Source organism: Gemmata palustris (assembly GCF_017939745.1).
Lineage (GTDB): Bacteria > Planctomycetota > Planctomycetia > Gemmatales > Gemmataceae > Gemmata > Gemmata palustris.
On sequence record NZ_JAGKQQ010000001.1, the window covers coordinates 2,326,768 to 2,340,722 of the forward strand.

At 63.6% G+C, this 13,955-nt stretch carries 13 protein-coding genes; 5 read left to right on the plus strand and 8 right to left on the minus strand.

Annotated features, from left to right (window positions below; genetic code table 11):
- Positions 1–63: 63 nt before the first annotated feature.
- Positions 64–1,026, minus strand: a complete 963-nt coding sequence (locus J8F10_RS09465) for an amidohydrolase family protein (RefSeq protein ID WP_210653585.1) — start codon at positions 1,024–1,026, stop codon at positions 64–66.
- Positions 1,027–1,093: 67 nt separating this feature from the next.
- On the opposite strand from J8F10_RS09465, the gene J8F10_RS09470 reads away from it, so the two are divergent.
- Entirely contained in the window at positions 1,094–1,867 is a 774-nt protein-coding gene (locus tag J8F10_RS09470) for an NAD-dependent epimerase/dehydratase family protein (RefSeq protein WP_210653586.1), read from the plus strand.
- A 92-nt stretch (positions 1,868–1,959) separates the two neighbouring features.
- On the opposite strand, the gene J8F10_RS09475 is transcribed toward J8F10_RS09470, so the two are convergent.
- Positions 1,960–3,567: a hypothetical protein gene (locus J8F10_RS09475; protein WP_210653587.1), complete on the minus strand. Its 1,608-nt coding sequence runs from the start codon at positions 3,565–3,567 to the stop codon at positions 1,960–1,962.
- 170 nt (positions 3,568–3,737) lie between these two features.
- Between J8F10_RS09475 and recD2 the strand changes: the two genes are divergently transcribed.
- Positions 3,738–6,131 (plus strand): SF1B family DNA helicase RecD2, encoded by a 2,394-nt coding sequence (gene recD2, locus J8F10_RS38630; RefSeq protein ID WP_246523121.1) that lies wholly within the window; start codon positions 3,738–3,740, stop codon positions 6,129–6,131.
- 103 nt (positions 6,132–6,234) lie between these two features.
- Here the strand turns inward: recD2 and J8F10_RS09490 are convergent, their stop codons facing one another.
- The 5 genes from J8F10_RS09490 to J8F10_RS09510 form a co-directional block, all read right to left on the minus strand.
- A complete protein-coding gene (locus J8F10_RS09490) occupies positions 6,235–6,609 on the minus strand; it encodes a nuclease A inhibitor family protein (RefSeq protein ID WP_210653588.1) in 375 nt (124 codons plus the stop codon).
- Between the two features lie 17 nt (positions 6,610–6,626).
- The gene (locus J8F10_RS09495) at positions 6,627–7,463 is read right to left on the minus strand and encodes a DNA/RNA non-specific endonuclease (RefSeq protein ID WP_210653589.1); all 837 of its coding nucleotides are present in this window, start codon (positions 7,461–7,463) and stop codon (positions 6,627–6,629) included.
- Between the two features lie 6 nt (positions 7,464–7,469).
- Entirely contained in the window at positions 7,470–8,546 is a 1,077-nt protein-coding gene (locus tag J8F10_RS09500; RefSeq protein WP_210653590.1) for a hypothetical protein, read from the minus strand.
- 111 nt (positions 8,547–8,657) lie between these two features.
- Positions 8,658–9,011 (minus strand): hypothetical protein, encoded by a 354-nt coding sequence (locus tag J8F10_RS09505; protein ID WP_210653591.1) that lies wholly within the window; start codon positions 9,009–9,011, stop codon positions 8,658–8,660.
- A 62-nt stretch (positions 9,012–9,073) separates the two neighbouring features.
- Positions 9,074–10,717 carry a glycine--tRNA ligase gene (locus J8F10_RS09510; RefSeq protein ID WP_210653592.1) on the minus strand — a complete coding sequence of 548 codons (1,644 nt, stop codon included), beginning with the start codon at positions 10,715–10,717 and terminating at the stop codon, positions 9,074–9,076.
- Positions 10,718–11,145: 428 nt separating this feature from the next.
- On the opposite strand from J8F10_RS09510, the gene J8F10_RS09515 reads away from it, so the two are divergent.
- The 3 genes from J8F10_RS09515 (at position 11,146) to trmB (ending at position 13,447) form a co-directional block, all read left to right on the plus strand.
- Positions 11,146–12,099 carry an HAD family hydrolase gene (locus tag J8F10_RS09515; RefSeq protein WP_210653593.1) on the plus strand — a complete coding sequence of 318 codons (954 nt, stop codon included), beginning with the start codon at positions 11,146–11,148 and terminating at the stop codon, positions 12,097–12,099.
- 78 nt (positions 12,100–12,177) lie between these two features.
- On the plus strand, positions 12,178–12,687 hold the full coding sequence (locus J8F10_RS09520; RefSeq protein ID WP_210653594.1) for a 3-hydroxyacyl-ACP dehydratase FabZ family protein: 510 nt from the start codon (positions 12,178–12,180) through the stop codon (positions 12,685–12,687).
- A complete protein-coding gene (gene trmB, locus J8F10_RS09525; protein ID WP_210653595.1) occupies positions 12,680–13,447 on the plus strand; it encodes a tRNA (guanosine(46)-N7)-methyltransferase TrmB in 768 nt (255 codons plus the stop codon). Before J8F10_RS09520 ends, trmB begins: the two co-directional genes overlap by 8 nt.
- Before the next feature lie 82 nt (positions 13,448–13,529).
- On the opposite strand, the gene J8F10_RS09530 is transcribed toward trmB, so the two are convergent.
- Entirely contained in the window at positions 13,530–13,934 is a 405-nt protein-coding gene (locus J8F10_RS09530; RefSeq protein ID WP_210653596.1) for a hypothetical protein, read from the minus strand.
- Positions 13,935–13,955: the final 21 nt, after the last annotated feature.

Consider the following 13,955-nt stretch of genomic DNA (forward strand, 5'->3'; position numbering starts at 1 on the left):
TACAATGACGCACTTCGTGGCAGTTGGGGCGCAAAAATACCAGTATTGCTGCAGGCCCGACCGTCAGGCGCCGAGACCGTAGAACTTGACCGCGTTGTCGTGGAACAGCTTCTTCTGCTGGTCCTGGGGGCGGTCCTTCACCACGGTCTTTAGCGCGTTCAACCAGTCGCCGTACTTCTCGACGCCGAGCAGACAGACCGGCCAGTCGCCGCCGAACATCACGCGGTCCGGGCCGAATGCGTCCATCGTGTGGTTGATGACCGGGGCGAGGTCTTCGAGTTTCGCCTTCCCGCGCTCGGGGGCCGTGGCGATGAACCCGCTCACCTTGCCCACCACGTTCTTCTTCGCGGCGATGGCGGTCATGTCCTTCTTCCACTGGTCGCGCTCGGCCGCCGTGTGCTTCAAGTTGCCGTTGCCGCAGTGGTCGAGAATGAACCGCGTGCCCGGGCACTTGTCCACGAGTTTGACGAAGTCCGGGAGTTCCGCCGGGCGCACGCACAAATCGAAGCTCAGCCCGAGGTCGCCGAGCAGTTGAATGCCCTTCACGAACTTCTCGTCGAGGCAGTAGCCCGCCGGCGTGTCCTTCACGTGCAGAACCTGGCGGATGCCCTTCACGTATTTGCTGTACTTGAACTGCTTCGCGTACTGGGCGAAGCCATCGGAATTCGGGCGTCCCGACAGCACCGCGGCACACGTCACCGTTTTCCCGCTCTTACACAGTTCAATGAGGTAATCGGCTTCCTTCTGCTGCTGTTCGGGCACCACGTCCACTTCCATATAGACGGCCTTCACCACGTTCAGCCCCTCGGTCGCCTTCGCGTACTCGGTCGGGGTGAAGCTGTGGCCGAGGATCTTCCCCTCCGGCGTCTTCGGGTCGAACCACGCGAGCTTGAACTGATCGAGGTTCCACAGGTGCTGGTGCGTATCGACGACGGGGAGCATGGTTTTGTCTTCCGCGGGTACTTTGGCGAACGAACCGGTTGTGACGGTCGCCGCGGACGCGGCGAGGAAGGAGCGACGGTTCATGATTCACTCTTGAGTAGGGAGAAGGTGCCCCGATGGTAACATGCCGGGGCGCGAGTACAACACCTCCATGAACACACCCAAGCGAATCCTCGTTACCGGTTCCGCCGGGCGGCTCGGTCGCGCGGCCGTGGCCGAACTCGTTGCCCGCGGGCACCACGTCATCGGGTTCGACGTGCTCCCGACACCGGGGCTCCCGCCCGAGCGGTCGATCGTCGCCGGGCTGTTGGACTTGGGAACCTTGTACCGAGCGGCAACCGGTGCGGACGCGATCATTCACCTCGCGGCAACGCCGGATGACGCCAAGTACCCGCGCGGCGCAGCGCCGGACGACGGCGATAATTTTGTTTCAGAGTTGGTGCCGAACAACGTCATCGGACCGTACCAGGTGATGGAAGCGGCCCGCGCGCTGAAGATTCCGCGGGTCGTACTCGCCAGCACGGGGCAGGTGATTGATGGCCACCTCGTTGCCCGGAACGTACCGGTTACGCCCGAGTCCCCTCCGCGCCCGCGGTACCTCTACGCCTGCACCAAGGTGTTCCTCGAAGCGCTGGGGCAGGTGTACGCGAAGGAGCACGGAATCGAGGTGCTCGCGGTGCGGCTCGGCTGGTGCCCGCGTCCGGGGCAGGAAGAAGAGTTCCGCCAGAGCGAGTTGGGGCCGGACGTGTACCTCAGCCCCGGCGACGCGGGCCGGTTCTTCGCGGCAACGGTCGAAGTCGCGAAGCTCCCGCCGTTCGCGGTCGTGTACGCGACCAGCCTCCACACTCAGATCCGGCAGTACGATTTGACCTCGTCGCGCGAACTTTTGGGGTGGGAACCGCGCGACCGGTGGCCAACCGAATGAGTTAACGGGGCGCGGCAGACAGGGTGCTCGCCGCGCCCGAGGAATTCTTGGGTACTCGGAGAGCGCGAGCGCCTTGCAAATGTGGCACCCCGTCACTCGATGACGACGGTTCGATACTGGCCCGGCGCTTCCGAGTCGATGACGCGCACGGTCCCGCGGAACTTGCCCTTCAACCAGCCCTTAATGTCGTCGTCGGTGAGCGCCCCGGTCAGCGGAAAATCATTCGGCCCGCGCCCGCTGTAGCCGTTTAACACCGGCACGTTGGCGCGCATTCCGACCCACATCCCGAACACTTCCCCGTAAGGTCCGAAGCTCCCCTTACCTCGGGTGTCCACGAACCGCGGGACGATGTAGCCCGCGTCCGCTCCGCGGAGCATGTCGGCGTTCTGCTCGACGATGGGATAGAAGTCGCGCCGGTCGAAGTTGTCCGGCACGAACCCGGTTTGTTCCCACACGAGAACCGCGAGAAGCGGAACCAGGATCGCGGCGCGCGTCCACGCCCCCCTGATACGGTCCAGCAGCATCGAGAGCCACAGGAGCGCGCCGATGGTACCGAACAGGTACACCGTCACGTAGATCCGCGACACCACCCGAATCGCCCCTCCGCCCGGAACGTGGCGGACCACGCGCCACAGCGATTCACCCGTTTGCGATGTGGCCAGGGTGAGCAGCGCCCACGCGAGTGCCGTAATCAGTCCGGCCAGCGCCACGGCCCACAGCGCCGGCTTCGATCCGCGCCGGAAGAACGGCAAGTGAACGATCGCGGCGAGCATCAGCCCGTAGACGACGAACCCGGAAAACAACAAGCATTCAAATGGCGCCGGTTCACGGACCTGCGCGAGGGTCTCGTGCCACCGCGAACCTTGTGGACCGGTGACCCACGCCTCTGGTGTGGGGAAGAACCCGTGACACTCCTCGTAGGTCCGGGACACGCCCCGGTTCACCACGATGTACGGTACGAACAGCGCCGCCATCGCGAGCGCCCAAAACAGAACGGTGCCCAGCACCCGCCACTTGTGGGCGACGGTATACTGCCACAGGTTCCGCGCGGCCCCGGGGCTCAGGGCCACGAGTACCGGGAGGAACACGGCCAGCCCCACCGCGAGGAACCAGCCCGTGTACACACACGCGAGGCACTGGAAAAACACCGCGCCGAGCATCCGGTTGAGTGCCCGGGCCGACGGTTCGAGAACGAGGGCGATGGCGTAATACGCCGCGAACGGCATGAAGAACCGCGGGATCATCTGCGAGTGCTTCATTTGGTCCGCGTGGACGGTCGCGAACGCCCACAGGAACGCCCCGGCGACGGCCACAGCGGGCCACATGCGCAGCCACCGGGCGACCACCGCGAACGCGACGAAGTTCAGCGCAGTACAGATGATCTGCCACCAGATGTACGCGAACTCGTGGTTCGTGACGGTCCGCAGCGCCCAGTAGATCGGGGCCGAACCGAACAGGTTCTCGGAGTAGGCGAGTGTCCCCGGTTCCGGGTAATAGAACGGCGGGGTCGCGAGCGTGCCGCAGTAGTTCGGCTCGGTGAGGGCGAGCCACGAGTTTTCGAGAATCAGGTGGTTCAACATCCCGTCGCCGCGCTCGGTCTGAATGCGCTCGAAGCGAGAGTCGAACGTCGGGCGGAACGTGTGGTACGTGCCGAACGCCAGGGCACAGGCGTGGGCCAGCAGAATCGCTGTGGTGCGCATGAAAACAGAGGTACGGCGCGGCCACTCAGTTGGACATTCCGCCGGGACCGGGTATGTTCGGTGAATGGTTTTGGAATGACAAACAACCTACTCGTGACGAAAAAACGCCCCGAACTCCCGCTACTGACTATTGTTGATACACCGTTCGACGTTACCCCGTAGTGTGAGAGATGTCCGAGCAAGTCACCGGTGTGATCGAGCGCATCACGCACCACAACCCGGATAACGGGTATTGTGTGCTGCGGGTCGTCGCGCGCGGGCACCGCGACGTGCTCACGGTCGTCGGGAGCGCGCAGCAGATCGTCGCGGGGGAGTACATCACCGCGACCGGCACGTGGGTCACGGACCGCAATTACGGGCTCCAGTTCAAAGCGGCCGAGATCAAAACGAACCCGCCGCACACGGTCGAGGGGATCGCCAAGTACCTCGGTTCCGGTCTGGTGAAGGGCATCGGCCCGGGCTACGCGAAGCGCATCGTCGAAGTGTTCGGCGACAAAACGCTCGACGTCATCGACAAGTCGCCCGAGTACCTCTCGCAAGTGAAGGGCATCGGCCCGAAGTTGATCGAGAAGATCCGGCGGAGCTGGGAAGAACAGCGCGAGTCGCGAAAAATCATGGTCTTCCTCCAGTCGCACGGGATCGGAACCGCGCGCGCCGTTCGCATCTACAAAACCTACGGCGACCAGGCGATCGAACTCATCAAATCGAACCCGTACCGCTTGAGCGCGGACATTTGGGGGGTCGGGTTCGACACCGCCGACAAACTGGCGGTGAGTTTGGGCATCCCGCGCGACTCGCCGTTCCGCGCGCAGGCGGTTGTGCGCCACGTGCTTCAGGAAGAAACCGGAAACGGGCACGTCGGCTACCCCGAAGAGTTGCTCCGCGAGCGCGCCGGCCAGATGACCGGAATCGAGCCGAACGGCATCATCGACGCGATCGAACAACTGCGCATCACGGACGAGATCGTCCGCGACAGCATCGGCCGAGCGACCGGGGGGCGGTTACCTAACCCCCGCCCTAGCTTTTCTCCCCCTTCCTTCTTAGGGAAGGGGGCCGGGGGGGTAGGTTCTTCCTCTAACCCCTCCCCAACCCCTCCCCTAAACGGAGAGGGGCTTAATACCGAAGACACTTCTTCCGCCCCTCTCTCTGAAGGGAGGGGGGACGGGGGGGTAGGTTCTTCGGGCGCGGCCGGGGGCGTAGGTTCCTCACTCGAAGACAACCTCATCTTCCTGAAGCCGCTGTTCCTCGCGGAACTGGGGGTCGCGCGGTCGGTCAAAGCACTCGCGAACGGGCCGCACCCGCTACCCGCGGTGAACGTGGATGCCGCGGTCGCGTGGGTCGAGAAAAAAATGGGGATCGCGTTCGCTGTGAGCCAGCGCGCGGCGATCAAAGCGGCCGTCACGCACAAACTCATGGTGGTGACGGGCGGCCCCGGTACCGGGAAAACGACCATCGTCCGGGCCATCATCGAGATGTTCCTCGCGAAGTCGCTCCGCGTGCTGCTGACGGCCCCCACCGGGCGCGCGGCGAAGCGCCTCAACGAGTCCACCGGGCGCGAGGCCAAAACCATTCACCGGTTGTTGGAGTTCAACCCGCAACAGCGCCAGTTCACTCGCAACGCCGAAGACCCACTCGACGTCGATTTGCTCGTAGTCGATGAAACGTCGATGGTCGATGTCGTGCTGATGAACAAGCTGCTCCAGGCGGTTCCGCCGTATGCGTGCGTCGTGCTCGTGGGGGACGTGGACCAGCTCCCGTCGGTCGGCGCCGGTTCGGTGCTCACCGACCTCATCGAATCGAAGACGATACCCGTCGCCCGACTCACCGAAGTCCACCGACAGGCGGAGAGCAGTTGGATCGTGCGCGCCGCGCACGCGATCAACCACGGCATGGAGCCTCAATCCGCACCGCCCGGGGGCGATGGGGATTTTTACTTCATTGAGGCCAACGACCCGGAGGCGATCACCGAGCGCGTCATTCAGATGGTGCGCGACCGCATCCCGGCGAAGTTCAAACTCGACCCGTTCCGCGACATCCAGGTGCTCTCGCCGCAAGTGAAAACACCACTCGGGGTCGCGAACCTGAACCGGGAACTGCAAGCTGCGCTGAACCCCGCGCGGCCCGGGGTCGCGGAGGTGAAGCGGTACGACTCGGCGTTCCGGGTCGGCGACAAGGTGATGCAGATCCAGAACAATTACGACCGCGAGGTGTTCAACGGCGACATCGGCCGCATCGCGGAAATCGATAACGACGATCAGATGATGGTGGTGGATTACGACGGGCGCCCGGTCGAGTACGAGTTCAGCGACCTGGACGAACTCCAGCTCGCGTTCGCGTGTACCATTCACAAGAGCCAGGGGAGCGAATACCCCGCGGTGGTGATCCCGGTCCACACGCAGCACTTCGTGATGCTCCAACGGAACCTGCTCTACACGGGCATCACGCGCGGGCGGAAGCTAGTCGCGCTTGTTGGGAGCCGTAAGGCACTGTGGATCGCGGTGAACACCGCCGACACCAAGAAGCGCTACTCGCTGCTGAAATGGCGCATCAAGCCGGACGAATAAACGTCCCGGCCCTCCACAGGAAAAATGGGTGCGGAGTTAGGGCCGCGAAGCCACTATCGGAGCCTGTATCGAGCACCAGATCGCCGTTTTGAACCCAGCAAGATCACGTTTCTACGACCTGGGTCTTCACACCGGCGTACTGCCCGTCCGTGGTGCGGCCGACGATGTACACATCAATGTTCACCTCACCCACCTTGAACACGGTCACGCCGCTGAGGTGGTGCGCGAGCGTCGCGAACAGGTGGAGAAAATCCCCGCGGCTCTCACTCGGGATCGTCCGCGTGAGTTCCGGGACCGTGAGCTGTTCGACGGGCGCGTCCTTGTCGGCCTTCGCGTTCGCGCGCACCGCGGCCTCGTCCGGCGGGCCGTCGCCCCCAGGCCACGCGAACGCCTCCATCGGTGCGTCCGACTCGCTGGGGAACAACAGTCCCTTCGCGGCCGCCTTGAGTTCCTTCAGAACCGGTGTCGTTTTCGCCATGTGCGTCGTCCTGTGCGCTACTTCTTGTGAACAGTGACCTTGACCGCGTCGGCCTTCTCCTTCAGCACTTCCGAGACCTCTTTGGGCACCAGCGGGAAGAATTTCAGTTTGGTCTTCTTCTCGATCTCGGCCACGGGCACGCGGTAGCTCGTCCAGTCGTCCGTGACCGTGTCGTCGTTGGGCATCCACACCGCGATGACGCGCGTGTGTTTGGTCGGGTTGGTGCCCTTATCGAGCACGAGCGCCACCTTCCACACGTGTGCGGGAACGGTGACGAACGGCGCGTTCTTGCCGATGGTGAGCTTCTTGGTGCCGTCGTTGGCGACGCCCCCGATGCCGTGCGGCCCGGCCGCGATGTACAGCTCTTTGCCGTCCTCCGCCAGTGTTCGGCAGTAACTCTCGAACCGCTCCCAGCCCTTCTGGTTGCACGCGGACGATTGCGGCACGATGTTCGTCATGAGGAACACCGCGTCGTTGTTCTCCTCCGTGTCGGAGCGGTCCTTCGAGGGAACGAGGTGCCCGCGGTCGAACCCGCTCCCGGTGTAGTTCGCGGTGGTGATGTGCGTGAAGCCCTTCGGCAACCCCTTATCCGGCTCGAACGCGCCGCGGGCCGTGCGCCCGATGTCCTTTGACACCAACTGCCAGCACACCCAGTTCGCGGTCTTGTGCTTGTCGTTGTACGACATGACATACTGCGGGCGGTCGATGAGGAACGCTTCCTTATGGGCCGGGTCGTCCTTCGCCTCGCCGGGCGTCCCGTACCGGATGTTGCGGTTCGCGGGCGGTTTCGCCGGGTCCGCACTCGCAGGGAGTGCGGCGAGTGCGAGCGCGAGAAGTAAGGGGACACGTTTCATGGGTGGCTACTCGCGAACGATTTTGAGTACGCGACCGTTGCTCGCGTCGGAAATGTAGATGTCGCCGGTCTTCGGGTGAACGATGACGCCGTGCGGCTGGTTGAACTCGGCCTTCAGCGGGTCACCGTCTCCGAGGCCGGTCCCCTTTTTCCCGGTCCCGGCCACCAGTGCAAGTGTACCGTCTTTGGGACCATAACGCACGATGCGGTGATTCTCGGTGTCCGCAATGAGCACCGAGCCGTCGCGGTCGATGCACAGGTGTTTCGGCCCGTTCATCGCGGCTTCAAGTGCATTACCCGTTCCCCGTCCCGCTTTCCCCGTCCCGGCGACAGTGCGAATCGCCCCCATCGCGTCCACGACACGTAGTGCGTGCCCGCTGCGTTCCAAAATCCAGAGATTGCCGGCCTTATCGACCGCGTGCGCCCGCGGATCGACGAGTGGTTGTTTCAGCGCATCCGCACCGTCCTTCGGAACGCCCTTTTCGCCGTTGCCCGCGGCGGTTGTCACCAGCCCCGTCTTCATGTCGATCTTGCGAATTCGGCGGTTATCGAGATCGGTGATGTAGAGCTTCTTCTTGTCCGGATCGAACGCGACGCAGAACACGCCGCCGAACTTCGCCTTGATTGCCGGACCGTCATCGCCGGAAAAGCCTTTCTCGCCGGTGCCCGCAAACGCGGTGACCTTGTCGTTCGTGATGTCGTACCGGCGGACGCGGTTATTCCAGGTATCGGCGAGGTACACGTTGCCGTCTGCGCCGACCGCGAGCGAGTGCATCCCGTTGAAGGTCGCATTCGCGCCGGGACCGCCGTCACCGGCTCCGCCCTTCTCCCCACCGATCCCGGCGAGTGTGAGCAACTTCCCCTCTGCGACCGTGCGCAGGCGCTCGCCCTTCGCCATTTCCGCAATGAAGATTGCCCCCGAAGGCGCGAAATCCACCCCGAACGGCTGAATCAGTTTCGCTTTCGCCGCTTCCGCGCCATCCGCTCCCTCACCGCCCCCCGCAACGAGAACGATCTTGTCCGCATTCGCGGTGGAAGCACTCAGAAGTAACCAACATGAGGCGAGTGACAGAATACAGCGCATGTCCGGTACCCATGAGGTGGTGCAGTGAAGGTACGCCGATCAAGGGGTCGGCGTCGACGCGATCGCGACCTCTTTGCCACGGCTCGTTCAACCCGCGCCACTTAACGTTTTTTAGCGCTCCCAGGGCCGGCGCGGGGCCGACTCCGCGCCCACGCTGTTCAAGATGGAATTCATCACGTCGTTGGTCACGTCGCGACCGCCGCGCAGGTTAATGAAGAGCGACTCGATGGTAAAGAAGATCCCGAACGGGATGCCCCACCAACCGAGCACCAGACTGATGAGCGTCGGGCCGATCGACTTGCCGAACGTCCCCTGACCGGCCCGAATGAAGTGGATGTCGGTGGGGTTTTTGAAGCTGACGACGAGGAGCGAAATCGCGTACTGAAAGATGACGAACTTGCCGCCGTTGTTCACCTCTTCGGCCAGTTCACCGACCGTCATACCGTCGATGCCAACAATCTTCACGGGCGACTCCGGGTAATGACCCCACCGCGCGGAACCGGTTCCGCGCGGCGGAGCGGACGAGCTTACACCGGGGAAAGCGCTTTCTCAAGAACCTTCCGCACTTCGCTCTTCGGGATGCGTTCCTGTTTAAGCGTATCGCGATCGCGGATGGTGACCGTACCGTCCTTCATCGTGTCACCGTCCACCGTAATGCAGAACGGCGTGCCGGCCTCGTCCTGGCGCCGGTACCGGCGCCCGATCGCGCCGCTCTGGTCGTACACCACGTTGAAGAACGGCTTGAGTTCGCGGTAGAGCTTCTTCGCCTCCTCGTCCATGCCGTCCTTGTTCACGAGCGGGAAGATCGCGGCCTTGATCGGCGCGAGCCGCGGGTGGAACTTCATCACGATCCGCGTTTCCGGGTTCCCCTTCGCGTCGGGCGCGGTGTCCTCGGTGTACGCCTCGCACAGCACCGCGAGCGTGAACCGGTCCGCCCCCGCACTCGGCTCGATCACGTGCGGCACGAACTGGAACTGCGCCTTTTCTTCTTTCTCCAGCTTCTTCTTCTCTTCCTCGCGCTTGGCCTTGTCGTCCTTGAACGCTTCGAGCCGCACTTGGAGGAGCGCGTTCCAGCCCTCTTCGTCGAAGTATTTCAGATCCTTTCCGCTGCGGTGCGAGTGCGCGGAGAGGTCGAAATTCCCGCGGTGCGCAACGCCCTCGAGTTCCTGCGGTTCGTCCGAGAATGGGAACATGTACTCGATGTCGGTGGTGCCGACCGAGTAGTGCGCCAGTTCCTCCTGGCCCTGTTCGCGCGGCACGAGGTTCTCGCTCTTCAGCCCCAAGCGGGAGTACCACTGCCGGCGCAGGTCGCGCCAGTATTCGTACCACTTCCGCGACTCGTTCGGGTGGCAGAAAAACTCGATCTCCATCTGCTCGAACTCGCGCGACCGGAACGTGAAGTTCCGCGGGTTGATCTCGTTGCGGAACGCCTTACCCACTTGCGCAATCCCGAACGGCAGCTTCAGGCGCGACGAATCCAGCACGTTCTTGTAGTTGACGAAGATCCCCTGGGCCGTTTCCGGGCGCAGATAAACCCTGTTGTCATCCGACGCGATCGGCCCCGCGTGGCTCTCGAACATCAGGTTGAACGCACGCGGTTCGGTGAGCGTGCCGTCGCAGTCATCCGATGGGCACGGGCGCGGCCACGAGGCAGGGAGTGCCGTGGCCGCGTGGTACTCCAGTTGCGGCGCGGCCTTGAGCGCGCGCCCGACCGGGGTCTTCTTCTTGTCGAGTTTGGCGATCTTCTCTTTGAGCAGCGGTTCGGCATCCGTGGCGTTGTCGGCCTCCACCGAGATCGCGTGCGAGGTGCTGTCAACGACCGCGCAGGCGAAGTGGACCTTGTCCGCGCGAAACCGTTTCTTGCACTTGAGGCAGTCTACCATCGGATCGGAGAACCCACCTACATGCCCGCTCGCCATCCACACGTTCGGGTTCATGATGATGGCGCAGTCCAGCCCGACCATGCGGATTTCCTGACCGTCCGGGCCGGGCGGCGGGTTGCGGACCATGTCCTGCCACCACGCCTCCTTGATGTTCCGCTTCAGTTCTACCCCGAGCGGCCCGTAGTCCCAGAACCCGTTGATCCCGCCGTAGATTTCCGAGGACTGGAAGATGAACCCCATGTCCTTGCAGAACTTCGCGAACTTCGCCATGTCGAGCTTGGTCGGCATCGAAAAAACCTCCACTCGGTCGGGCCATGTCGGAGAGTGTCTCGCGGCCCGGCCAGGTATGCGAAGCCCTTGGTCTGGACCCCGCGTTAAATTGAGAGCCGTTACGAGCGAGTGGTTCACGCGAACCCGCTCGTTCGTACAGCGTGGACATGATACGAATTGCGAGAACAGGCAGAGTAAGTGCCGTGCTGACAAGGTGATTGCGTTCGTGCGGACCCGTCGGGTAGCCCGACCCGACGGATACCTTAAATGGAGCGCCGGTCGAGGATTCGGCTCACTCTTGAAGAGGTGTTCCCAAGAACATAATCGTCCTCTCGTAGAAAGGAACACCCGCCCTTCCTCTGCTTGATTCCGATGCAGTAGACTGCTAGCCTACGAGATTGAGGCGCAACCAGTCGACCCACCGCCACTTGCCGCCGGAACCGGCTATGCCGCTCACGCTCGAGCAGTTCGTCGAGAAAATCCACGCGCGCCCGGACTTGCCGTGGCCCGTTGCGCCCAAAATCGATGCGCCCAAGGCCAAGCCGTCGCTCCACCCGATGCCCGTAAAGGCGGTGTTCTGGACCGTGTACGGCACGCTCGTGGCGATCCCGCAGGGCGAACTCACGTTCGAGCACTCGCAAGACTTCCTGACCGCCGCGGCCCTTGAGAAGGTCATCAAAGAGTTCAAAATGTGGAACTCGATGAGCCGCAAACCGGGCGCGCCGTCGGAGTACATGCGCGAGCTATTTAACAAGGCGCTCACCACACTCCGACTCACGGGGGGCGGTGGCGGGGAGAAGTTTCCCGAGGTGCAGTCCGAGCGCATCTGGGACGACATCGTTAAAAAGCTCCAGCAAAAAGAGTACACGTTCGACGCGATCACCTACGGCCCGGTGAACGAGTACGTCAAAAAGATCGCGTACTTCTACCACGCGAGTATTCAGGGCGTCGGGCCGTACCCCGGCGCGGCGGACGCGCTGAAGCTTCTCGCCGGCCGGAGCGTGTTCCAGGGATTGCTGGCGGACGGGCAGTGTTTCACCGCCGGCCAATTGCAGCGGTGCCTGAAACTCGAAGACCCAGACTTCGACTTGAACGCGATTATCCCGCCCGCACTGCGTCTGATCTCGGCCGAGAAGAAAGCCCGGAAGCCGTCGGACACGCTGTTCAAAGCGGCGGCGGCACTCGCAGAGGGGCGCGGACTCGTTCCGTCGGAAGTGCTGCACGTCGGGTCGAACTTGACACGCGACATCGGTCCGGCCAAGAAGCACGGGTTCCGCACGGCCCTGTTCGCGGGCGACAAGAACAGCCTCGCAGCGACCGGCGAGCAGCTCAAAGACCCGGCGCTGCGACCGGACGCACTCATCACCGAGTTACCGCAAGTATTGGAACTGATCGAGTAGGGGCGGCTTTTCGCGCGAACCGAGTGCCTTACAACAGAACCTGAGAGCCCGTCGACTGTCTTGAAGGAGCGAGCATTCATGTCCGCCGAAGCGCCGGTGATCGACCCGACCGCGTTCGACTTCTCCAAGCCCATTGCCGGGATCGAAGAGATTCGCGCGGTCAACCCCCACCGGTACGAGTTCGAGATGCTCACCGGCATCGTTCACGTGGACCGCGCCGCGCACACCATCGTGGGCTTCAAGGACACGGCCCCGACCGACTTCTGGGCGCGCGGGCACATGCCGGGGTTCCCGCTGCTGCCCGGGGTGCTCATGTGCGAGGCCGGCGCCCAGTTGTGCGGGTACTACTACGTCACGCAGAAGATCGGCGACTCCGGCGTGCTCCTCGGTTTGGGCGGCATCGACGAAGTTAAGTTCGTGCGCCAGGTGCGCCCGGGCGAGCGGCTCGTGCTGGTCGCCACCGGCGTGAAGGTCCACCGCCGGCTCACGCGGTTCCGCGTCACCGGTTACGTGGGTGCGGACCGGGCTTTTGAGGCGCTCATCACGGGCGTTCCGCTGGGCAAACTCGAGGAACTCCGCGGTGCGTAAGCCACGCCGTCTCTCCAACGAGCAGCTCGCGCCGTGGGTGTGGGAAGCACAGAACCTGTCCCCCAAAAAGCCGGCCCTGGCGAAAAGCGGGGAGCCGGATTCGGCCTCGCTCCCCACAGAAGAGGGCTTGGGGAAAGTGGCGGCGCGCCCGCCCGTCACCCCGATCGACTGGGCTGCTCTGTTCGGTAACGCGAACCCGACCGAAATCGAAGTCGGTACGGGAAAGGGGCTGTTCCTGCTGAACGCGGCGCTCGCGCGGCCGGGCACGAACTTCTTCGGCATCGAGATCGTTCGCAAGTACCAGCTCTACGCCGCGACGCGGTACGCGATCCGCAACTTGCCGAACGTGAAGACGACCTGCTCCGACGCGAAAGTGATCCTCCGCGACTTCGTGCCGGCCGGGAGCGTCGCCGCGGTCCACGTGTACTTCCCGGACCCGTGGTGGAAGGCACGGCACAAGAAGCGGCGCGTGTTCACACCGGAGTTCGCCGCGGACGCGGCCCGTGCCATCGCATTGGGCGGGCGGCTCTACATTGCGAGCGACGTGGAGGAATACTTCGGCGTGATGACCGCGATCGTCGGCGCGATGCCGGCGTTCAAAGTGCGCCCCGAGGAAGAACAACTCGCGGCCCCGCGCACAGAAGCCGGCTTCGCCACGAACTTCGAGCGCAAAGCCCTGGAAACCGGCGGATCGGTCTGGCGCGCGGTTTACGAGCGCACGCCCGAACCGGTGACAGTGGTCGCGGACCCGGTGGTGTGATCCCCTTCCCCGTTCGTCCCTTCTAGAAACGAAAACACGGGCGGATGAGCCGCCCGTGTTCCCCGAATATCGGATTACGACGTTACTTCACGCTGGCGATGCTCTTCGCCGCGCTCGTGACGGCGCTGGCCGGGCTGACACACGCCTCACAGCAGCTCTCGATTTGGATCGGCTTCGCGACTGCGATCACCTTCTCAACGGTGCAGCAGGCCGCGGTCACGAGGCGGTCCTTATCTGTCTTCGCACAGCATTTCGTTTCCACGCTCGCGACCACGTGCGTCGCCACCGCGCTGGACGCTGCTTGAAGGGCGCAGCACTCGTCTTGCGTCGCACAGCAGTCGGCCGGTTCGCCGGAGCAGCACCCGCTGGTTGCTGTCGGGAGGGGCATACCGCACCCCGAGCGCGAGCAGTTCGAGCCGGACTGAGAGAAGTAGTAACCGCCACCAACCGTCATCAGGCCCGCGGTGAGGATTGCGAACAGTTTCATAGCCGGTCTCCGAATAGTGGT

Excerpts from the sequence above, each read along its gene's own strand:
- J8F10_RS09465 (WP_210653585.1), bottom strand. The coding sequence starts at position 1,026 with ATGAACCGTCGCTCCTTCCTCGCCGCGTCCGCGGCGACCGTCACAACC.
- J8F10_RS09470 (WP_210653586.1), top strand. The coding sequence starts at position 1,094 with ATGAACACACCCAAGCGAATCCTCGTTACCGGTTCCGCCGGGCGGCTC.
- J8F10_RS09475 (WP_210653587.1), bottom strand. The coding sequence starts at position 3,567 with ATGCGCACCACAGCGATTCTGCTGGCCCACGCCTGTGCCCTGGCGTTC.
- recD2 (WP_246523121.1), top strand. The coding sequence starts at position 3,738 with ATGTCCGAGCAAGTCACCGGTGTGATCGAGCGCATCACGCACCACAAC.
- J8F10_RS09490 (WP_210653588.1), bottom strand. The coding sequence starts at position 6,609 with ATGGCGAAAACGACACCGGTTCTGAAGGAACTCAAGGCGGCCGCGAAG.
- J8F10_RS09495 (WP_210653589.1), bottom strand. The coding sequence starts at position 7,463 with ATGAAACGTGTCCCCTTACTTCTCGCGCTCGCACTCGCCGCACTCCCT.
- J8F10_RS09500 (WP_210653590.1), bottom strand. The coding sequence starts at position 8,546 with ATGCGCTGTATTCTGTCACTCGCCTCATGTTGGTTACTTCTGAGTGCT.
- J8F10_RS09510 (WP_210653592.1), bottom strand. The coding sequence starts at position 10,717 with ATGCCGACCAAGCTCGACATGGCGAAGTTCGCGAAGTTCTGCAAGGAC.
- J8F10_RS09515 (WP_210653593.1), top strand. The coding sequence starts at position 11,146 with ATGCCGCTCACGCTCGAGCAGTTCGTCGAGAAAATCCACGCGCGCCCG.
- J8F10_RS09520 (WP_210653594.1), top strand. The coding sequence starts at position 12,178 with ATGTCCGCCGAAGCGCCGGTGATCGACCCGACCGCGTTCGACTTCTCC.
- J8F10_RS09530 (WP_210653596.1), bottom strand. The coding sequence starts at position 13,934 with ATGAAACTGTTCGCAATCCTCACCGCGGGCCTGATGACGGTTGGTGGC.